The organism is Caloranaerobacter longqiensis (assembly GCF_050286925.1).
In the GTDB taxonomy this organism is placed as follows: domain Bacteria; phylum Bacillota; class Clostridia; order Tissierellales; family Thermohalobacteraceae; genus Caloranaerobacter.
This window is the reverse complement of sequence record NZ_JBFWFX010000024.1, coordinates 1-21,914: the sequence shown is the minus strand read 5'-3', so window position 1 is coordinate 21,914 and position 21,914 is coordinate 1. Positions and strand designations below refer to the sequence as shown.

Sequence of the window (21,914 nt, the reverse complement as noted above, 5' to 3'; positions counted from 1 at the left end):
TTTCGGTACTTTAAATCCCCCGAAGGTTCATTAAAGTACCTACCCGCTCGACTTGCATGTGTTAGGCACGCCGCCAGCGTTCGTCCTGAGCCAGGATCAAACTCTCAAGGAAAAACTTGATTTTCAGCTATCAGCTGTTAGTTTATAATCCTGTCTCCGCACTGTTCAGTTTTCAAAGACCAAATCTTCTTTATCAAATCTTTTTTATCGGCTTTTGCCGCCGACTCTTAATACTATAGCAGATTTATTTATCTATGTCAAGAACTTTTTTTAACTTTTTTGTTTTGCTTTTTTCCTCAACGGCAAAAAATACTTTACCACAATTTTTATACTAAGTCAATAGTGTTTATAATTTATTTACGTGTTAATTTTTTCTAATTCTTTTCTAAATTTCTGTATAATCTTTTTTTCTAATCTCGAAACTGTCATTTGTGATACTCCTAATTCTTTAGCTATATCACTTTGAGTTTTATTATCAAAATATCTGCCTTTCAAAATTCTTTTTTCTAAATCATTTAACTTGTCTAATACTTTCTGTAAAAAATCTATATTTTCTATTTTATTAAAATATTTATCATCTTCTCCTATTAAGTCTCCCAAAGTCATATCTTTATCATCATCAGAATCATAGGTTAAATCTAATGAATGAGGCATATATACTTTACTCACTTCCATAGCCTCTAATATTTCTTCTTCACTACACATCAGATATTCAGCTATATCTTTTACTGTAGGAGTCTTTTGAAGTTTTTGTGTTAAAATAACTTTAGCATTACTAATTTTCTTAGAAAGTTCTTGTATCCTCCTTGGTACCCTTATTACCCATCCTTTGTCTCTAAAATACTTTTTTATTTCTCCTATTATAGTTGGAGTAGCAAAACTTGAAAACTCATATCCTTTATCTACATCATATCTATCTATTGCATAAATTAAAGCAAGACATGCAACCTGATATATATCTTCATAATCTATTCCCTTATTTGCATATTTTTTAGATAATATCTCAGCTATATATAAGTGTCTTTCTATTAATTCATTTCTTATTGAAAAATCTTTATTTTTTTTATACATTGAAAATAACGTTTTATTATCAATATCTTTATATTCATTATGAGCATCATTTGGATATTTTTTAGGTACATTCATTAGACATCCACCCTTAATTTTTTCATCATTTTCAAACAAACTATTCCATCACAATTTTCACATCTAACTCCATCCATCAGAGATTCGATTATCAAAATACTTAAGCTTCTATTATCATCTATATCAGAAACTTCATCATATCTCTCTTGGCATACAAACTGTTTAGCTTGTATATTTATAATTAATCTATCTTCCATTATTTCAAATTTTATGTCTATATTTTGATTTTCGCCATTTTTGATAATCATTGTGCAAGCCTCTGCTATAGCCACTTTGATGTCTTCTATTTCCTCAATATCAAAACCTATTCTACTTGCTATTGCTGAAGAAGTTAATCTAACTACACTAACATATTCAGCCCTTGCTGGTATTGTGAGATTAATTATATCCCCTTTATTTTGATTAACAGATTCTATCATAAACTTCACTCCTTAATAATAAATACTTTATTTAATCCTGTTATATCAAATAATTTATTTATATTTGGCCTTATATTAGTCAGTATTATATTCTTATCTTTTTCTCTAAGTTTCTTTAATCCACTAATTAATACACCTAACCCTGTACTGTCCATATAAACTAATTCTTCACCATCTAATATTACATCTGCACTTTTTTCATTAATCATTCCAAGCAAAATATCTTTAAAATTTGGTGATGTATATATATCTATCTCACCCATTGGTTTAAGAATCCATACATTTTTAGTTGTGTCGAATTCTTTTTTCACCTCTAAACCCATAATATTCCTCCTTAATCTCTAAATTCTGTTTACAAACCTGTATAAATATAGTATATTATAATTTTCTATATTCTTAAAGTACTAGTATTTTAACTTTAATCATAAAATAAAGCGTGCATTACGCACGCTTTATTCTTCATCTTCTTCTGCTGCCACTTTAGCAATAGATACGACTCTATCATTTTCAGATATTTTCATTAAAGTCACACCTTGAGTACTTCTTCCCATTTGTGATATATCTGATACCTTCAATCTTATTATTGTCCCTGATACACTAATTAGCATTACTTCATCATTAATACTAACAACTTTTGCTCCAACAATATTTCCTGTTCTTTTCTTTACATTATATGTTTTTATGCCCTTTCCGCCTCTACTTTGAGATCTGTATTCTGAAATTTGAGTCCTCTTTCCATAACCTTTTTCTGTTATAACCAATAGATCATTATCTTCTTTAACCAAATCCATAGCTACTAACTCATCATCTTCATTAAGTGTAATAGCTTTTACTCCCATTGCACTTCTTCCCATATTTCTAACATCTTTTTCACTAAACCTTATAGACATTCCTTGAGCTGTTACCAATATAAGTTCATCTTCTCCATTCGTTTTCTTTACTTCTATTAGCTCATCTTCTTCTCTTAAATTTATAGCTATAAGACCATTTTTTCTGATATTATCAAATTCATTTAATCCCGTTTTCTTTATTAATCCTTTCTTTGTTGCAAATACAAGATAATCTTCAGGATTAAATTCTTTTATTGGTATTACAGCAGTTATTTTTTCATTTACATCCAAATTTAAAAGATTTATTATCGCAGTACCTTTTGCTTGTCTTTTAGCTTCTGGAATTTCGAAAGCTCTTAATTTATAAACTTTTCCCTTATTAGTAAAGAATAAAATATTGTCATGGGTAGAAGTAACAAAAATATCTTCAACGAAATCTTCTTCTCTTGTTGTTAAGCCCGTAATTCCTTTACCGCCTCTTCTCTGTGCTTTATACGTATCTTCTGGCAATCTCTTAATGTATCCAAAATGAGTTAATGTAATAACTACCTTTTCTTCCTTAATCATATCTTCTATACTTATTTCATCTATACTAGCTCTTATCTCTGTTCTTCTATCATCATTATATTTTTCTTTAATCTCAAGTAATTCATCTTTAATTATTTTATAAATAAGTCTATCATCAGCTAATATCTCTCTATATTCATTTATAAGCTTAATTAATCCTTCATACTCTTCTTCTATTTTATCCCTCTCTAATCCAGTTAATTTTTGTAATCTCATATCTAATATAGCTTGTGCTTGCTTTTCTGTAAGTCCAAATTTATTCATTAATCCGTCTCTTGCTTCATTTACTGTTTTAGAATTTCTAATTAAGCTTATAACTTCATCTATATGATCTAAAGCTATTCTTAAACCTTCAAGGATATGTGCTCTATCTTCAGCTTTATTTAGGTCATATTGTGTTCTTCTTGTTATAACTTCTTTTTGGTGATTTAAATAATGTCTTATTACTTCCCTTAAATTTAGAACTTTAGGTTGATCATCAACTAAAGCAAGCATAATTATACTAAATGTATCTTGCAGTTGAGTATGTTTATATAAATTATTTAAAACTACATTAGGATTGGCATCTCTTTTTAACTCTATAACGATTCTCATTCCATTTCTATCAGATTCATCTCTTAAAGCTGATATACCTTCTATTTTCTTATCTCTAACTAATGAAGCTATTTTTTCTATAAGTTTTGCTTTATTTACTTGATATGGTAATTCTGTAACAATTATTCTTGTTTTTGATTTGTTTAATTGTTCTATATAAGTTCTTCCCCTAACAATAACTTTTCCTCTACCTGTTCTATATGCAGCTTTTATTCCTTCTCGACCCATTATAATTCCACCAGTTGGAAAATCTGGTCCTTTAATAGCTTTCATCAATTCCTCTACATCTACTTCAGGATTATCTATCATCATAACTATACCATCTATAACTTCTCCTAAGTTATGAGGTGGTATAGATGTTGCCATACCAACAGCTATACCTGATGAACCATTAACTAATAGATTCGGAAATCTACTAGGTAGTACTTTAGGTTCTTTTAATGTTTCATCAAAATTCGGTCTAAAGTCAACTGTATCTTTATTTATATCTCTCAACATTTCTGTTGCTATTTTAGACATTCTAGCTTCTGTATAACGCATTGCAGCAGCACCATCGCCGTCAATAGAACCAAAGTTACCATGACCATCTACAAGTAGATATCTTGTTGAAAAATCTTGTGCCATCCTTACCATTGCATCATATACAGCACTATCTCCATGTGGATGGTATTTACCTAATACGTCCCCAACTATACGTGCAGATTTTCTGAAAGGTTTGTCCGGTGTTAGGTTAAGCTCATTCATAACGTGAAGAATTCTTCTATGAACAGGTTTTAACCCATCTCGTACATCAGGTAGCGCCCTACTTACAATTACGCTCATAGCATAATCCAGATAAGATTTTCGCATCTCATCCTCTATATCCACCTGGATAATCCTCTGTTTATCGTTATTCATCTATATCCTCCTCATGAATAATTATTTTCATCTAATTCATTAAATATCAAGATTTCGCACATATTTAGCATTTTCTTCAATGAATTCTCTTCTAGGTTTAACTTTATCTCCCATAAGTGTAGTAAATATCTCATCAGCTGCAACTGCATCATTAATACTAACTCTAAGTAAAATTCTTTTCTCTGGGTTCATCGTAGTTTCCCAAAGCTGATCTGGATTCATTTCTCCAAGACCTTTGTATCTTTGTATACTGTACCCACTTCTACCTATTTCGTTTAATATTTTTTCAAGCTCTCTGTCATTATAAGCATAGTATTCCGATTTACCTTTTTTAATTTTATATAAAGGTGGTTGAGCAATATATATATGTCCTTGTTCGATTAAAGGTTTCATATATCTAAAGAAGAACGTTAGTAATAAAGTTCTAATATGAGCACCGTCTACATCGGCATCAGTCATAATAATTATTTTACCATACCTTAATTTTTCAATATTAAAATCATCACCAATCCCGCATCCAAAAGCAGTAATCATAGCTTTTATTTCTTCATAATTTAGTATTTTATCTAATCTAGCTTTCTCAACATTCATTATCTTACCTTTAAGAGGTAATATAGCTTGAGTTCTTCTATCTCTACCTTGTTTAGCTGAACCACCTGCAGAATCACCCTCTACTAGATATATTTCACATTTTGATGCATCTTGTTCTGAACAGTCTGCAAGTTTTCCAGGTAGAGATAAGTTTTCAAGTACATTTTTCCTTCTAGTTAATTCTCTAGCTTTTCTAGCAGCCTCTCTAGCTCTTGCTGCCTTTATAGCTTTATCTACTATCAATTTCGCTTCTTTTGGATTTTCTTCTAGAAAACCAGTTATATTTTCAGAAACTAAGCTTTCAACTATTCCTCGCATTTCACTGTTTCCAAGTTTAGTTTTAGTCTGACCTTCAAATTGAGGGTCTGGCAGTTTAACAGAAAGTACAGCAGTTAAACCTTCTCTAATATCTTCACCTGTTAAATTGCTATCTTTATCTTTCAATAAGTTATTTTTTCTTGCATAATCATTTATAACTCTTGTTAATGCAATCTTAAATCCACTTAGATGAGTACCACCTTCATGAGTATTAATGTTATTAGCAAAACTAAATATATTCTCACTATAGTCGGTAGTATACTGCATAGCTAATTCAATAATGCAGTTATCCTTTTCCTTTTCAAAATATATTACTTTATCATGTATAGGTGTTCTATTTCTATTTAAATACTCTACAAAAGCTTTTATTCCGCCTTCATAATAGAACTTTTTCTTTTTATTCTGTCTTTTATCCTCAATTGTAATTGTAATTCCTTTATTTAAAAATGCTAACTCTCTCAATCTGTGTTCTAAAGTATCATATCTAAAATTAACATCTTCAAATATCAAATGATCAGGTTTAAATGTTATAGTAGTTCCTGTTCCTTCTGTTTCACCTATTACTTGTAATTCTGTTACTGGTTTTCCTCGTTCAAATCTTTGCTTATATATCTTATTGTTTCTATGAACTATAACCTCTAGCCATTCAGATAATGCATTAACTACTGAAACTCCAACACCATGAAGTCCGCCAGATACCTTGTATGCACTATTATCAAATTTACCACCAGCATGTAAAACTGTAAGTACAGTCTCAACAGTAGATTTTCCTGTTTTAGGATGTATTTCAACAGGTATACCACTACCGTTATCAATTACAGTTATTGAATTGTCTTCGTTTATTATAACATTAATAGTATCACAGACTCCTGCTAATGCTTCATCTATACTATTGTCGACAATCTCATAAACTAAATGGTGTAATCCTCTCAGACCAGTACTACCAATATACATACCTGGTCTTTTTCTAACAGGCTCTAATCCTTCTAAAACTTGTATTTGCTGTGCACCATAATTTCTTTCCCTCTGTATTTCAGCCATTTAGTAGCCTCCAATCTACTCAAGTTTTTTATAATCAATAGGAAATTATAATAAAATCCCATATTTTAAAAATTTAATGTTGATTTTATTGAAACTTTGTCTGGCATGTTTACATGCCAGAGTCGTTATAAACTACATTAATTTGTGGATAATTTTAAATATAATTTCCGTAATGGATTAGGGCAAAATCTACCTTAATTTATCTAAATCGAAGATTTTGTTCTAATCTAATTATTTGATGAGTCCAGCTCTTTTATTTAAAGTAGTAGAAGAAATATTAGAACAATATATAATACTTTTTCTTATCTTACTACCACTTTTTTTATCTATTTCAACTTTTTCTGTAATTATATAGGATTTTATTTTCTTATCTGTAATATTTTTTATAAACCCCTCTTCCTCAGCTATATTAAAAAATTCTTTTGTATCTTTTGATTTCAAAGACTTATGGTCAATTATACAAATTATATCTTTTAGTGGTATTACATAATCTTTGCCTAAATGTAAAAACATCTATTTTCCTCCCTAATATAAACAAATTAACTACAATCTTATAATATATATTATTCAGCTGCGTTATTCAACTTAATTTTTCACTAGACATTTACTATATTTCCCTTCGATACATAAAATACTTTTTTATCCTTTTTGTGGATGTCAAGAACATCTATATCTTCCGTGCTAGTGATTATCGTTTGTATATCCTTAAAAGTCGATAATAAGAATTTTCTTCTTTTTATATCTAATTCTGATAAAACATCATCAAGCAATAAAACAGGATATTCTCCTATTTCTGACTTTACTAATTCTACTTCTGCCAATTTCATTGAAAGTGCAGCTGTTCTCTGTTGACCTTGAGAACCGAATATCTTTACATCTAATCCATTTATATTTATTTTTATATCATCTCTATGTGGTCCAAACTCTGTAGTACCTCTTTCTATATCTTTTGCTAGGTTTTCATTTAAAACCTTTATAAAAATATCTTTTATTTCATTTTTGCTTAGTTCACAATCTATATTGAAAGAAGGCATATATTCAAGCTCAAGTTCTTCTATTCCTTCAGTTATATTTTTATGGATATTCTTTGATATTTTAGATATTTTTTCTATAAATTCCATGCGATCTTTAATTATTTCAGAGCCAACCTCAGCTAACTGCATGTCCCAAACTTCTATAGTTTTAAGTCTGTTATTATTTATTTGAATAGACTTTAAAAGATTATTTCTCTGTTTAAGTATTTTACTATATCTATTGATATTATAACGATATTTTGGTCTTATCTGGGATATTTCAGTATCTAAAAACTCTCTTCTATTACTTGGACCTTCTTTAACTAATTTCAAATCTTCAGGAGAAAATAAAACGACATTTAAATTACCAAATAAATCAGATATTTTATCAATTTCTACCCTATTAATTCTAACTCTCTTTGTTTTTTTTTTCTCAAATTTAATTTCTATAAATTTATCAGTAAAATCCCATCTGACATTTATGCCTATATAAGCTTTATCTTTATCTATTTTTATTAGTTCTTTTTCTTTAGCCGCTCTGTACGATTTACCAAAAGCACATATATATATAGATTCTAATAAATTAGTCTTACCTTGTGCATTATCTCCTATAAATATATTTAACTTTTTATTTAATTTTATTTCCAATTTATCATAATTTCTATAGTTTATAAGTTTAATACTTTCTATATGCACGTAAAGCACTCCTTTAGGAAAGAAACATCATTTTTTTATTCTACAATATAACTTTCACCATTAGATAACTCTATTATATCTCCTTTTTTTACTTTTTTACCTCTTTGAAGGATAATCTCTCCATTTAATTTAACTTGGCCATTCTTTATCAAGATTTTTGCATGTCCACCTGTTTCAGCTACATTCGCATATTTTAATAGTTGATCTAATTTTATATATTCTGTATATATCTTTATTTTCTTCATACCATCAACTCCTTGAAATTAATATCCTTGAAAATTAATAGACACCTTAAACTAGGTGTCTTAAATTTTAATGGTTTTCGTTTAATCTGACTGGTAAGACTAGATATGTGTAACTATTATCTTCATAAGGCCTCATTATACAAGGTTTTACATTACTTTCAAAATCCATAATTATCTCTTCACTATCTATAACTCTTAATGCGTCTAACATATATTTTGAATTAAATGCTATTTTAATGTCATTTCCTTCAAGCTCTATAGGCAATTCCTCATAGACATTACCTATTTCAGAATTGGAGCTTATTATCATCTTTTCATCTGATATAGTAAATTTAACAAGGTTATTTTTTCCTTCTCTTGCAAGTAATGAAGCTCTTTCAATACTTTCTTGTATATTTCTAGTATTTACTTTAACTCTTGATTTATACTCATCTCTTATTATATCACGATAATTTATAAATTCACCTTCAAGTAGTCTTGATGTTATAACTGTTTCACCAAAATCAAAAAGTACATGACTTGAAGTAAACATTATTTTAACATCTGAATCATCATCGTCAAGTATTCTACTAACTTCATTAAGTGTTTTACTAGGTATTACAACTTTTATATTATTATCACTATTAACATTAATTTCTTTAACTGCAAGTCTATAACCGTCTAATGCTACAAGTGCTGCTTTTTTATTGTTAACTTCTAATAGAGCTCCCGTAAGTATTGGTTTTATTTCATCTTGTGCAGCTGCAAATATAGTTTGTTTAATCATACTTTTCAAAAGATCTTTAGGTATACTTAGACTAATATCGTTATCTACAACTGGTAATTGTGGATATTCTACAGAAGGTTGACCAATTATATTAAATTTAGAATTTCCACAAGTGATATGAACATTATTATTTTCATCAGTTACAATTTCAACATCTAAACTAGGTAATTTTCTGATTATATCTCCAAAAAGTCTTGATGCAATTACTATAGAACCTTCTTCTATTACTTCACAGTTTATTTTTGATTCTATTCCTATTTCTAAATCTGTACCAGTAAGCTTTAAAGTATTTTTTTCAGCTTCAAGTAAGATTCCATTTAATATAGGTAAAGTTGTTTTTGATGTAATGGCTTTTTGGACAATATTTATACATCTATTTAGTTCTTTTTGAGAAATTTTTATTTTCAATTGTGGATAACCTCCTTCTTAGTGGTTAGAAAAAATATAAATACTAAATTTATAGTAATAGTAATAGGTAAGGTTAATATGTGGATAACTGAATAAATAAACTAAAAATGCAGAATAGTAACTGTTGATAATTTGTTAGTAAAAAAACTTAATTATAAACATAATAACAGTCAAAAAATTTTTGAATTGTTATCAACATTATACTAACAATTTATTAACATATAAATGTTGATTATTCACCTTTTATTTCACTTATAATATTTTCAATTTTTAGTTTTAGTTCTGCATTATTTTTAATATCAGATGAAATTTTGTCGTATGCATGTATAACTGTAGTATGGTCTCTGCCACCAAATTCGTCACCTATTTTTGGTAGAGATAAATCTGTTAATTCTCTACATAGATACATTGCAATTTGCCTTGGATAAGCTATTGATCTTGTTCTTTTTTTAGAGTCAAAATCTTCAACGTTTACATTAAAGTTTTTAGCTACTATTTCTTTTATTAGCTTTACATTAATTTCTCTTGGTTTAGTGTTAGAAATTATATCTTTTAAAGCTTCGGTAGCCAGCTCAACTGTTACCTCTCTATTGGTTAAAGAAGAATAAGCTACAATTCTGATTAATGCACCTTCAAGCTCTCTAATATTAGATTGTATTTTAGTTGCTATATAAAGCATTACATCATTTGGAACGTGTATATTTTCAACTTTTGCTTTTTTTCTTAATATAGCTATTCTAGTTTCTAAATCAGGTGGCTGTATGTCTGCAATTAAACCCCATTCGAATCTTGACCTTAGTCTGTCTTCTAATGTAGGAATTTCTTTTGGTGGCCTATCACTAGATATAATAATTTGTTTATTAGCTTCATGAAGAGCATTGAATGTATGGAAAAATTCTTCCTGAGTTCTCTCTTTACCAGCTATAAATTGTATATCGTCTATAAGTAGCACGTCGACGTTTCTGTATTTATTTCTAAATTCAACATTTCTATCATCTCTAATAGAGTTAATTAGCTCATTTGTGAATTTTTCTGATGAAACGTAAACTACTTTAGCTTTTGGATTTTGGTTTAATATATAGTGACCTATAGCATGCATAAGATGAGTTTTACCTAGTCCAACCCCCCCATAAATAAAAAGAGGGTTATATGCTTTAGCAGGAGCCTCAGCTACTGCTAAAGATGCTGCATGAGCAAATCTATTGCTATTACCAATGACAAATGTGTCGAATGTATATTTAGGGTTTAATTGAGCTCTTGAAGTAGAAGTGTCATTTATTTCATTTTGTATAGTTTGTCCAATATCGTTTATTTCTTCTCCTGGAATTATAAATTTAATATCGAAATCTCTATTAGTGGCTTGTTTAACGGCATTTTTGATTAATGTTAGATATCTGGCCACTAATATACCTTTTGTAAACTCATTTGGAACCCCTAATATTATTTGATTGTCATTTATAGTCAATGGTTCTATAGTTTTGAACCAAGTGTTAAAGCTAACTTCTGTTAGTTCTATTTTTATTAATTTTAGGGTATCATTCCAAATATCATCTAAATTTAAATTCATTTATATTCCTCCTATCCATATAGGATTATAGACATATTTAAATGAAATAATACAAGATATACACAATTTTATCCACAGAAAAATAGTGTAATGATTTAGTATAAATGAATATTATTTATTCACAAGGAAAATATATAGATGTGAATAAGATGTAGATAGATATATTGTGAATAATAAATAAAATATAAATTTGGAGTTTGTCCACAAGATATAAAAAAATTAATGTGGAATATAAATATAGTATTTTTCTAATTAAAAAAATTATAATCCACAAAATTAAAAGTTATACACAACTTTATCCACACATTGTGTATAAAATTATTAATTGTTAATAAATAATCCACATGTTTATATAATAATATCAAAAAAAATGTTGATAATCAACAATATTAAAAAAGATATCCACAAGATCAACATAAATGTAGATTATTTATTAACATATGGAAATTCATTAATTCCTTGACATAAGGATATAATATGGCTATAATCAATAGTAGTGTCTGCTTTTTTTGGATAAATGCAATGCTTTATATAAATAAAGGAAAGAAAGTTTAGTAGTTGTTGAAGGGGGTGTATTTGGAATGAAAAGAACATATCAGCCAAAGAAGAGACAGAGAAAGAAAGAGCATGGGTTTAGAAAGAGAATGAGTACAAGATCAGGAAGAAATGTGTTAAAGAGACGTAGAAGAAAGGGCAGAAAGAGGTTGACAGCATAAGGCCGCATATTAGTGGCCTTTTTATGTTAATTTCCAGGATATTTAAGGGGAATTACAATGGATAAGAAAAAACTAAAGCTTAAAAATAGTAGAGAGTTTAAAAGAGTATATAAATATGGAGATTCTTATGCTAATAAATATTTGGTAATTTTTTTTATTAAAAATAATTTAGGATACAATAGGGTTGGTTTTTCTGTTACTAAAAAGATAGGTAAAAGTGTAGTTAGAAACAGGGTTAGAAGATTGATAAAAGAAGCTTACAGGTTGAATAGTGATAAACTGAAACAAGGATATGATTTGGTATTTATACCTAAAAAAACAGCTGTAGAACAAGGATATAAGGAAATAGAGAGTGCGATGATGCATTTATTTAAGAAAACCAAACTGTTAAAATAGGGTGTATATATGAGAAAATTAGTTGTAATTTTAATAAGAACGTATCAAAAATTTATTTCACCATTAAAACCTAGAACATGTAGGTTTTATCCAACATGTTCTGAATATTCAATTAAAGCTATAGAAAAATATGGATTAATAAAAGGCGGATTTAAAAGTATAAAGAGAATTATTAGATGTAATCCTCTTAACCCTGGAGGTTATGATCCGTTGGAATAAAGAGGAGGTTATTGAATGATAGATTTATTTGCTAGACCTTTAGGAGCTTTAGTTAAGGTTATTTATAATTTTGTATATAGTTTAGGATTTGATGCTAAATTATTTTCTGCATATTCTATTGCTATTATAATAGCTACAATAATTTTAAGATTTATTTTATTACCTCTAACATTAAAACAGATGAGGTCAATGAAAAAAATGCAGGAACTTCAACCTAAGATAAAGGAGTTACAGAATAAATATAAAAATGATCAGCAGACTCTAAATATCAAAACTATGGAGTTATATAAGGAACATAATGTAAATCCTTTTAGTGGTTGTTTTCCTATATTGATTCAGATTCCTATATTTCTTGGTTTTCTTAGGGTGTTACAAGATCCTGTAAACTATATATTTGGCAGTGAGGCTGTATATGAATCTATAAATAAGACATTTTTTTGGATTTCTAATTTAAATAATCCAGATCCGTGGATATTTCCTATTTTAGCTGCTATTACAACATATCTTACTAGCAAAATGACGAATACAGCAGGAGGAAATGCACAGGCAGAGGCTACTCAAAGAACTATGACTATCATGTTTCCTTTTATGATGTTTTTCTTTGCTAAAAATACGCCAGCAGGTCTTCCGTTATACTGGGTTGTAAGTAATATTTTCCAAATAGTACAACAGTACTTAATTAATAGATCTATAGGTAATGTTAAGGAGGAGTCAAATTAGTATGAAGTCTATAGTTAAAACGGCTAAGACGATTGATGATGCTGTTAGAGAAGCTCTGTTGGAATTAGGTGCAGATAGGGATGATGTGCTTGTTAAAGTTTTAGAAGAACCTAGTAAAGGTTTTTTAGGTATTATAGGTTGTAAAGATGCTAAAGTTGAGGTTACTGTTGTAAATGACCCAGTAGAAATTGCAGGAAACTTTTTAAAGATGCTTTTTAATAAGATGGGAATAAAGGCTAGTACTAATATTAAAAGAGAAGGAAAGAGTTTATTTATAGATATTGAAGATATAAGCGATAGAGATATGGGAATTTTGATAGGAAAAAGAGGAAGGACTTTAGATTCTATACAATATCTTGTTGGTTTAGTTGTGAATAAAGAAAGAGAGAACTATATTAGAGTTTTCTTAGATATTAATAATTATAGAAAGAAAAGAGAGGAAACTCTTATCAGGCTAGCCGAAAAGATGGCGTTTAAAGCAAAGAGATTAAGAAGAGATATAAAACTTGAGCCAATGAATTCTAATGAAAGAAGGATTATACATTCAACACTCCAAAACAATCCTTATGTAGAAACTTTTAGTGAAGGAGAAGAGCCATTTAGAAGAGTAGTAATTAGTTATAAGAAGGAAACATCAAAAACCCAGTATTAATACTGGGTTTATGTTTTGTTCAAAGATTAATTTGGTATACTAATATTAGTCGATAGCCAATAGTTAATTAACTATAAATTAAATGAGGTGAGTTAAAGTGTATTTTGATACAATTGCTGCTGTTGCTACAGCACCTGGAGAAGCAGGTATTGGGATTGTAAGAATTAGTGGTGAAAAAGCAGTTGAAATAGCAGATAAAATTTTTAGAGCTAAAAATCAAAGAAAATTAAGTGATTTTCAAGAAAGAAGATTAACATATGGATACATAGTAGAGCCTGATACTGGAAAGAAAATAGATGAAGTATTAGCAGTATACATGAAAGGTCCATATACTTATACGAAAGAAGACATTGTAGAAATAAATTGTCATGGTGGAATAATACCTGTAAGGAGAATTTTAGAGATAGTATTAGAAAATGGGGCTAGACTTGCAGAGCCTGGCGAGTTTACAAAAAGAGCTTTTCTAAATGGTAGGATAGATTTATCACAAGCTGAGGCAGTAATTGATTTGATTAGAGCTAAAACCGATTCAAGTTTTGATGTGTCTTTTAACCAACTTGAGGGTGGATTATCAAAGGAAATAAATGAAATTAGAGAGATTTTATTGAGAATGTTAGCAAATATAGAGGCTAATATAGATTTTCCAGAAGAAGATATAGAAACAATGACATACGAAGGATTACTAGATGAAGGAAAAAATGTTTTAAAAAGAATAGAAAAACTTTTAGATACGGTATATACAGGAAAGATATTAAGAGAAGGATTAAAAACAGTAATACTTGGTAAACCTAATGTTGGTAAATCTTCACTTATGAATGCAATACTTAGAGAAAATAGAGCTATTGTAACAGATATACCTGGTACTACTAGAGATATAATAGAAGAATATGTAAATATTAAAGGTATTCCTTTAAAGATAATAGATACTGCTGGTATAAGGGAAACGGAAGATATAGTTGAAAAAATAGGAGTGGAAAGAGCAAAAAGCTTATTAGAAGAAGCAGATTTAGTTATTGTACTTTTTGATGTGTCTAAAGAGTTAACAGAGGAAGATATGGAAATTGTTAAACTGGTTAAAGATAAGAAGGCAATAGTATTAATAAATAAAATAGATTTACCTCTAGTAGTAAGTAGAGAAGAAATAGAGAAAATCTTACCGGGTAAAAAGATAATAGAAACTTCAATAATTAAAGGAGAAGGATTAGAAGTATTAGAAGATTCTTTAAAAGAAATGTTCTTTGCAGGAGAGGTAAAAATAAAAGATAATACAATAGTTACAAATGCTAGACATAAGAGTTTATTAATCAAAGCTAAAAAGAATATTGAAGAGGCTATCGAGTCTATTAAAATGGGTATGCCAATAGATTGTATAGAAGTTGATGTTAAAGATTGCTGGGAAAATCTAGGTCAAATAACGGGAGATACTGTAACAGAGGATATTATCGATAAGATATTTGAGGAATTTTGTATAGGCAAATAAGTTTATTCGTTTAAGAAGGAGGAAACTTCTATGAAATATCAAGCTGGTGAATATGACATTATCGTTATCGGAGCAGGACATGCAGGTTGTGAAGCTTCTCTTGCAGCTGCAAGAATGGGTATGAAAACCCTTTTACTTACAATAAATTTAGATTCTATAGCACTTATGCCGTGTAATCCTGCGATAGGTGGTACTGGAAAGGGACATTTAGTTCGAGAGATAGATGCTTTAGGCGGAGAAATGGGGAAAAATATTGATAAAACTTTTATTCAAAGTAGAATGTTAAATACATCAAAAGGACCGGCAGTACATTCTTTAAGAGCACAAGCAGATAAAAAGAGGTACCAAGCTAGTATGAAACAAGTTATTGAAGAACAAGAAAATTTAGATTTAAAACAGGCTGAAGTTGTTGAAATTTTGGTAGAAGATAAAAAAGTTACGGGAGTGTTGACAAAGACTGGCGGTGTTTATTCAGGTAAAGCTGTTATTTTAGCTACAGGTACTTATCTTAAGGGCAGGATATTTATAGGAGAAGTGAATTTTGAAGGTGGTCCTAATGGACTTTTTCCAGCTAATCATTTATCAGAGTCCTTGAAAAAACTAGGAATAAAATTAAGAAGATTTAAAACCGGAACACCTGCAAGAATACACAGAGACAGCATTGATTTTAGTAAAATGGAAATTCAGCCTGGAGATAAAGAAATAGTTCCTTTTTCTTTTTTAAATGATAGAATTGAAAAAGAACAGGTACCATGTTGGCTTACTTATACTAATGAAGAGACTCATAAAGTTATATTAGATAATTTAAACAGATCTCCATTATATGCTGGTGAAATGGAAGGGGTTGGACCTAGATATTGTCCTTCTATTGAAGATAAGGTAGTTAGATTTTCTGATAAAAAGAGGCATCAAATATTTATAGAACCGGAAGGATTAGATACTTGTGAGATGTATGTACAGGGAATGTCAACTTCATTACCAGAAGAAGTACAGATTAAAATGCTTAGAACGGTACCTGGATTAGAAAATGTTGAGATAATGAGGCCGGCTTATGCTATAGAATATGATTGTATAGATCCAACCCAGTTAAAAAGGACATTAGAATACAAAGGAATTGAGAATTTATATTTTGCTGGACAGATAAATGGAACATCAGGATATGAAGAGGCAGCAGCACAAGGTATTATTGCAGGAATAAATGCAGTTCTTAAGTTGAGAGGTGAAGAGCCTTTTATTTTAGATAGATCAGAAGCATATATAGGTGTATTAATAGATGATTTAGTAACTAAAGGGACAAATGAGCCTTATAGAATGATGACATCTAGAGCAGAATATAGATTAATTTTAAGGCAAGATAATGCAGATTTAAGATTAACTGAAAAAAGTTATAAAATAGGGCTAGCTGATGAAGAGAGATATAAGAAAGTAATATATAAAAAACAGAAAATAAAAGAAGAAATAGAAAGACTAAAAAATCTTAAGATTACACCGACTAAAGAAATACAGGAATTTTTAATTTCTAAAAACAGTACACCATTAAAAGCACCAACAACTTTATATGATTTGATAAAAAGACCTGAGTTATCGTATGAAAGTTTAGCTGAAATTGATAAAGACAGGCCAGACCTTCCAAGAGAAATAAGAATGCAGGTAGAGATTCAAATTAAATATCAAGGTTATATTAATAAACAATTAAAACAAATTGAACAATTTAAAAAACTAGAAAACAAAAAATTACCTAAGGATATTGATTATAGTAAAATAGAAGGATTAAGGCTTGAAGCCAGACAAAAGCTAAATGATATAAGACCAGATTCAATTGGCCAAGCATCAAGAATTTCTGGAGTTTCTCCTGCTGATATTTCGGTTTTACTTATCTATTTAGAACAACAAAGGAGATTAAAAACTAGGAGTGAAAATGATGAGTAACATTGATACTTTGATAGAAGGTAGTAGAGAATTAGGAATTTCATTAAGGACAGAAGAAATAGAAAAGTTTCGTAAATTTAAGGAATTATTAAAAGAATGGAATAAGAAAATAAACTTGACAGCTATAGAAGATGATACGCAGATAGATATAAAACATTTTTTAGATAGTTTGACATTATTAAAAACAGATTATATAAAAGATGGTTATAGAATAATTGATGTAGGTACAGGTGGAGGATTTCCAGGGATACCTCTTAAAATAGTTAAAAATGATATTGAGCTAGTTTTAATGGATAGTTTACAAAAGAGGATTAAGTTTTTAGATTTAGTAATCAATGAACTTGGGTTAAGTAATATAAAGGCTATACATGGGAGAGCAGAAGATTTTGGGCAAGATATAGAATATAGAGAAAAATTCGATATTGCTGTTTCAAGGGCTGTAGCTTCTTTAAATATTTTATCTGAATATTGTTTGCCATTTGTAAAGGTAGGAGGCTATTTCATAGCCATGAAAGGACCAGATGTTGATATTGAATTAAAAGAGTCTGAAAGGGCATTAAAATTATTAGGAGGAAAAGTTTTAGATAAAATAAAAATAAAATTGCCACTAAGTGATATAACTCATACTTTAATTATAATCGAGAAAATTAACAAAACTTTGACAAAATATCCTAGGAAAGCGGGTAAACCAAAGAAAAATCCGTTGTAAATTATAAATTATTGGGGAATTTTGTAATACGAAACTTTGATTTTTTTGATTTTTATGGAAGGAAGATATTTATTTTTAGAGAATAAGATATTAATAATAAATAGATTCGGTAGATATGGCACTTTTAGTTAGCAATGTTTCATAAATGATTTCTATGTATTATAGAAAATAGGGACAAGTATCCGGGAGAGGAATGATGTTATGAGTAATCTAAAAGAAGAGATTATGTATATCCCTATAAATTGCATAAAACCTAACCCGTATCAGCCTAGGAAAACTTTTAGTAAGAGAGCGTTAGAGGAATTAAGCCAATCAATTAAAACCTATGGTATAATACAGCCAATTAGTGTTAGAAAAATAAGTGATAATAGTTATGAACTAGTAGCAGGAGAGAGAAGATTAAGGGCGGCTGAATTAGTTAATTTAGAGAAAGTTCCTGCTATAGTTTTAGATATGAAGGATCAGGATTCGGCTGTTTTAGCTCTTATTGAGAATTTACAAAGAGAAGATTTGAATTTTTTAGAAGAAGCTGAGGGTTATTATAATTTAATCAATGACCATGGATTTACGCAGCAGGAATTAGCAGAAAAAGTAGGAAAAAACCAGTCTACTATTGCTAATAAATTAAGAATTTTGAGATTACCGGATGAAGTAAAGAAGATGCTTATAGAGAATGGTTTAACAGAGAGACATGCTAGAGCACTTCTTAAGTTGCCAGATAAAGAACTACAGATTGAAGTATTGAATAAAGTTATTAAGAATGATTTGACTGTTAAGAAAACAGAAAAGCTTATTAAAGATATTCTTGAAGATATAACAAAAGAAAAAGAACCTGAAGCAAAACAAAATATTAAGAGTATAATTAATTTTAAAATATACTTGAACACTTTAAAAAATGCATATAATGCGATAAGAGAAAGCGGAATAGACGCAAAATATGAACAAAGAGATAGAGGGGATTTTATAGAAGTTGTAGTAAAGATACCTAAAAAGAAATAATAAAATTTTTGATAAAAAAATTATTATGACTTGGTGCATTAGCTTTTAATTGGGGGAGTGGGATAAGCTAATGTACTGAGTCTTTTTTTATGTATATAAGGAATATAATTTCCTATGGATTATAAAAAATATAGCAGGAATGTATTTGGTTTAAGCGAAATATTTATATGTGTAAAAGGGGAAGTGAGGTGAAGTAATGGCTAAAATAATAGCAGTATTTAATCAAAAAGGAGGAGTTGGTAAGACAACTACTAATGTAAATCTTACCGCATGTCTTGCTAAAAAGGGGAAAAAGATATTAGTTATAGATATTGATCCTCAGGGAAATACAACTAGTGGATTTGGTATAAATAAAAATGAGGTGGAAATCTCTATTTATGATTCTATAATTAATGGTGTAGATATAAGAAAAGCAATAATAAATACAGGTATAGAAAATTTATATTTAGTGCCTTCTAACGTAGAGTTAGCTGGTGCTGAGATAGAATTGACTAAAAAACCAGATAGGGAATTAACTTTGAGAAATGTCATAAAAGATATTAGAAATGATTATGATTATATTTTTATAGATTGTCCTCCATCTTTAGGTTTGTTGACTATTAATTCTTTAGTAGCAGTTGATAGTGTTTTAATACCTATTCAATGTGAATATTATGCTCTAGAAGGTGTTAGCCAATTAATGGATACCATTAGATTAGTAAAAAAGAGGTTAAATCCGGATTTAGAAATAGAAGGTGTTGTTTTAAGTATGTTTGATGGTAGGACAAATTTATCAATACAAGTAGTAGATGAGGTTAAAAAATATTTTAAAGGTAAAGTATATACAACAATAATACCAAGAAATGTTAGATTAGCTGAAGCTCCAAGTTATGGTTTGCCTGTTATTGATTATGATCCTAAATCTAGAGGAGCAGAAGCCTATATGGAATTAGCTGAAGAATTTTTAGAATATGTAGAGGATGTGATTTGATGGCAAAAAAGAAAAGAGGATTAGGAAAAGGACTTGCAGCTTTAATACCAGACGAGCCTTTAAAAAATATTCAAGACAATGATAAAGATAAAGTAATAAGTGTTGATGTATCATTAATACAACCAAGCAAAGAGCAGCCAAGGCGTGAATTTACTTTAGATTCACTTAAAGAACTAGCTGAATCAATAAAGGTACATGGTTTAATCCAGCCCATCATTGTAAGAAAAATTGATGATAGATATGAACTTGTAGCTGGAGAAAGAAGATGGAGAGCAGCAAAAATAGCAGGACTCAAACAGATACCTTGTATAATAAGAGATTTTGAAGATAAAAAGTGTGCAGAGATTGCTCTAGTTGAAAATATCCAAAGAGAAGATTTAAATCCAATTGAAGAGGCAATAGCTTATAAAAAATTAATGGAGAATTATAATCTTACACAAGATGAGATATCGACTGTTGTAGGAAAGAGTAGACCTTATGTAACTAATACGTTGAGATTATTAAATTTAAATCAAGAAGTAATTAGTTTTATTTTAAAAGGTAAATTAACTAGTGGTCATGGAAGAGCTTTACTACAGATAGATGATTCAAATATGCAAATTAAATTTGCTAAAGAAATAATAGAAAAAAGATTAAGTGTGCGCGAAACTGAAAAATTAGTTAAAGAATTTAAAAATAAGGTAAAAAGAAAGAAAAATAATAAAAAAGAATCAGAAAGAGATTTATTTATTTTAGAGATAGAAGAGCAACTAAGAAAGATTTTAGGGACCAAAGTACAGATAAGTAAAGGGAAAAAGAAAGGAAAAATCGAGATAGAATATTACAGTCAGGATGATTTAGATAGAATATTAGATATAATTTTAAATTCCTAGTGTTTCACGTGAAACATTAGGAGTTATTATTTTATGTAGACATGGTTGTTAGTTATCAGTTATTGGTTGTATAATAGAGTGTTATAAAAAGATTAGATTGAATTTATTGTGAGATTATATAGAAATGCAGTAATTATGTAGTAAATGTTTGTGATGAATTGGAATTATTTATGAAAATAAAAGTAAATGCTTGACAGAATTTAGCTTTTTCTTTCGCATGAGCGTAAATTAAAAAATGCGTTAAATATTAAAAAAATGAAACAAAAAAAGAAATAAGAAAATATTTTTGAAATATTGATTTTATTTTAATTAATAAGTTTTTTATGTTAAAAAAGTTGATAACAAACTGATATAAATGTATAATAATTAAGAGTTTATGTCATACAAAAAAGTTAAAAAATTAACAAAACTCTCTTGTTTCTTTATAGCATTTTAAAAATTTTAAGACGACAAAATTTTGTATTGTTTACAAATATATTTTAGAACAAAATCTTCGATTTAAATAAATTAAGGAAGATTTTGTCCGTATCCATAAACGGAAATTATATTTGAATTTATCCACAATTTAAAGTAGTGTATAATTTCCTATGGATTATAAATAAATTTGGAACAGAATTTTTAATTTTAACAATTAGTTTGAAAAGTCTCCATTTTCTATAAGTTGGAGATGTAAGCACTAATCTAATAGTTCCCATGTAGTTATTATATTAGGCTATAATTATATTAGCAATATTCTAAGGCAAACTGAATATATAAGGTTGTAGGAAAAAACAAATAATAGCGAAAACCAAGTATTGCTTTCCCTATGTAAAATATTCAAGGTACATTAGAATGCTGTATAAGTCGGTATTTACTTTTTGAGGGAAAGTTATGCTTGTAGAGAATGTATAAGCCCTACATTGTAGGAAATGTTTATGGAAACAGAAAAGGTTCTTAGGTTAGACCTAAGAAACTCCCACTTTTGCATGAGCAAGTGGTGAGTAGTTCATAAAACTTATTTTAATAAGCTCAAAGAGGGGAAGAAATGGAATTCAAATTTAATTGGGAAGAGAACAAAGAGAAGATTGAAGAGTTAAAGAAAGTAATTGAAGAGAATAAAGAAAAAAAAGGAGCATTAATGCCAGTATTACATGAAGCACAAAGGATATTCGGAT

Annotated in this window: 21 protein-coding genes and 1 rRNA gene; 11 read left to right on the top strand and 11 right to left on the bottom strand. The window is 28.9% G+C overall.

Translation table 11 applies throughout. The features are described 5' to 3' along the window. From AB4Y15_RS12650 to dnaA, 11 genes are all read right to left on the bottom strand, one after another. Positions 1-112 (bottom strand): 16S ribosomal RNA (locus tag AB4Y15_RS12650); the annotation flags it as partial. Between the two features lie 245 nt (positions 113-357). Beyond that, positions 358-1,146, bottom strand: a complete 789-nt coding sequence (locus AB4Y15_RS12645) for a SigB/SigF/SigG family RNA polymerase sigma factor (protein WP_427340709.1) — start codon at positions 1,144-1,146, stop codon at positions 358-360. Then, positions 1,146-1,565 (bottom strand): ATP-binding protein, encoded by a 420-nt coding sequence (locus AB4Y15_RS12640; RefSeq protein ID WP_427340708.1) that lies wholly within the window; start codon positions 1,563-1,565, stop codon positions 1,146-1,148. The genes AB4Y15_RS12645 and AB4Y15_RS12640 overlap by 1 nt, the downstream gene beginning before the upstream one ends. Positions 1,566-1,570: 5 nt before the next feature. Further along, positions 1,571-1,888 carry an STAS domain-containing protein gene (locus AB4Y15_RS12635; protein WP_427340707.1) on the bottom strand — a complete coding sequence of 106 codons (318 nt, stop codon included), beginning with the start codon at positions 1,886-1,888 and terminating at the stop codon, positions 1,571-1,573. 129 nt (positions 1,889-2,017) lie between these two features. After that, a complete protein-coding gene (gyrA, locus tag AB4Y15_RS12630) occupies positions 2,018-4,453 on the bottom strand; it encodes a DNA gyrase subunit A (RefSeq protein ID WP_427340706.1) in 2,436 nt (811 codons plus the stop codon). Positions 4,454-4,492: 39 nt separating this feature from the next. Continuing rightward, positions 4,493-6,403, bottom strand: a complete 1,911-nt coding sequence (gene gyrB / locus AB4Y15_RS12625) for a DNA topoisomerase (ATP-hydrolyzing) subunit B (protein ID WP_427340705.1) — start codon at positions 6,401-6,403, stop codon at positions 4,493-4,495. A 231-nt stretch (positions 6,404-6,634) separates the two neighbouring features. After that, complete coding sequence (remB, locus tag AB4Y15_RS12620) at positions 6,635-6,916, bottom strand: extracellular matrix regulator RemB (protein ID WP_427340704.1); 282 nt, start codon at positions 6,914-6,916, stop codon at positions 6,635-6,637. Positions 6,917-6,999: 83 nt separating this feature from the next. Further along, positions 7,000-8,112 (bottom strand): DNA replication/repair protein RecF, encoded by a 1,113-nt coding sequence (gene recF / locus AB4Y15_RS12615; RefSeq protein WP_427340703.1) that lies wholly within the window; start codon positions 8,110-8,112, stop codon positions 7,000-7,002. A 35-nt stretch (positions 8,113-8,147) separates the two neighbouring features. Next, positions 8,148-8,357, bottom strand: coding sequence for an RNA-binding S4 domain-containing protein (locus AB4Y15_RS12610; protein WP_427340702.1), 210 nt, complete (start codon positions 8,355-8,357; stop codon positions 8,148-8,150). A gap of 67 nt (positions 8,358-8,424) precedes the next feature. After that, positions 8,425-9,531, bottom strand: a complete 1,107-nt coding sequence (gene dnaN / locus AB4Y15_RS12605) for a DNA polymerase III subunit beta (protein WP_427340701.1) — start codon at positions 9,529-9,531, stop codon at positions 8,425-8,427. Positions 9,532-9,763: 232 nt separating this feature from the next. Further along, entirely contained in the window at positions 9,764-11,098 is a 1,335-nt protein-coding gene (dnaA, locus tag AB4Y15_RS12600) for a chromosomal replication initiator protein DnaA (protein ID WP_427340700.1), read from the bottom strand. A 581-nt stretch (positions 11,099-11,679) separates the two neighbouring features. Between dnaA and rpmH the strand changes: the two genes are divergently transcribed. The 11 genes from rpmH to AB4Y15_RS12545 all read left to right on the top strand — a co-directional run bounded on the left by rpmH (position 11,680) and on the right by AB4Y15_RS12545 (position 20,760). Continuing rightward, positions 11,680-11,814, top strand: a complete 135-nt coding sequence (gene rpmH, locus AB4Y15_RS12595) for a 50S ribosomal protein L34 (protein ID WP_069651076.1) — start codon at positions 11,680-11,682, stop codon at positions 11,812-11,814. A gap of 57 nt (positions 11,815-11,871) precedes the next feature. Continuing rightward, on the top strand, positions 11,872-12,210 hold the full coding sequence (gene rnpA, locus AB4Y15_RS12590) for a ribonuclease P protein component (RefSeq protein WP_427340699.1): 339 nt from the start codon (positions 11,872-11,874) through the stop codon (positions 12,208-12,210). Between the two features lie 9 nt (positions 12,211-12,219). Further along, the gene (gene yidD / locus AB4Y15_RS12585) at positions 12,220-12,429 is read left to right on the top strand and encodes a membrane protein insertion efficiency factor YidD (protein ID WP_427340698.1); all 210 of its coding nucleotides are present in this window, start codon (positions 12,220-12,222) and stop codon (positions 12,427-12,429) included. A 15-nt stretch (positions 12,430-12,444) separates the two neighbouring features. Then, a complete protein-coding gene (locus AB4Y15_RS12580; RefSeq protein WP_427340697.1) occupies positions 12,445-13,149 on the top strand; it encodes a YidC/Oxa1 family membrane protein insertase in 705 nt (234 codons plus the stop codon). A gap of 1 nt (position 13,150) precedes the next feature. Next, positions 13,151-13,801 carry an RNA-binding cell elongation regulator Jag/EloR gene (gene jag, locus AB4Y15_RS12575; RefSeq protein WP_427340696.1) on the top strand — a complete coding sequence of 217 codons (651 nt, stop codon included), beginning with the start codon at positions 13,151-13,153 and terminating at the stop codon, positions 13,799-13,801. Between the two features lie 97 nt (positions 13,802-13,898). Continuing rightward, complete coding sequence (gene mnmE, locus AB4Y15_RS12570) at positions 13,899-15,281, top strand: tRNA uridine-5-carboxymethylaminomethyl(34) synthesis GTPase MnmE (protein ID WP_427340695.1); 1,383 nt, start codon at positions 13,899-13,901, stop codon at positions 15,279-15,281. Between the two features lie 30 nt (positions 15,282-15,311). Beyond that, entirely contained in the window at positions 15,312-17,210 is a 1,899-nt protein-coding gene (gene mnmG / locus AB4Y15_RS12565) for a tRNA uridine-5-carboxymethylaminomethyl(34) synthesis enzyme MnmG (RefSeq protein ID WP_427340694.1), read from the top strand. Further along, positions 17,203-17,919 carry a 16S rRNA (guanine(527)-N(7))-methyltransferase RsmG gene (gene rsmG / locus AB4Y15_RS12560; RefSeq protein ID WP_427340693.1) on the top strand — a complete coding sequence of 239 codons (717 nt, stop codon included), beginning with the start codon at positions 17,203-17,205 and terminating at the stop codon, positions 17,917-17,919. Before mnmG ends, rsmG begins: the two co-directional genes overlap by 8 nt. Positions 17,920-18,120: 201 nt before the next feature. Beyond that, a complete protein-coding gene (gene noc / locus AB4Y15_RS12555) occupies positions 18,121-18,918 on the top strand; it encodes a nucleoid occlusion protein (protein ID WP_427340692.1) in 798 nt (265 codons plus the stop codon). A gap of 196 nt (positions 18,919-19,114) precedes the next feature. Further along, positions 19,115-19,888 carry a ParA family protein gene (locus AB4Y15_RS12550; protein WP_427340691.1) on the top strand — a complete coding sequence of 258 codons (774 nt, stop codon included), beginning with the start codon at positions 19,115-19,117 and terminating at the stop codon, positions 19,886-19,888. Then, entirely contained in the window at positions 19,888-20,760 is an 873-nt protein-coding gene (locus AB4Y15_RS12545; protein WP_427340690.1) for a ParB/RepB/Spo0J family partition protein, read from the top strand. The genes AB4Y15_RS12550 and AB4Y15_RS12545 overlap by 1 nt, the downstream gene beginning before the upstream one ends. Positions 20,761-21,914: the final 1,154 nt, after the last annotated feature.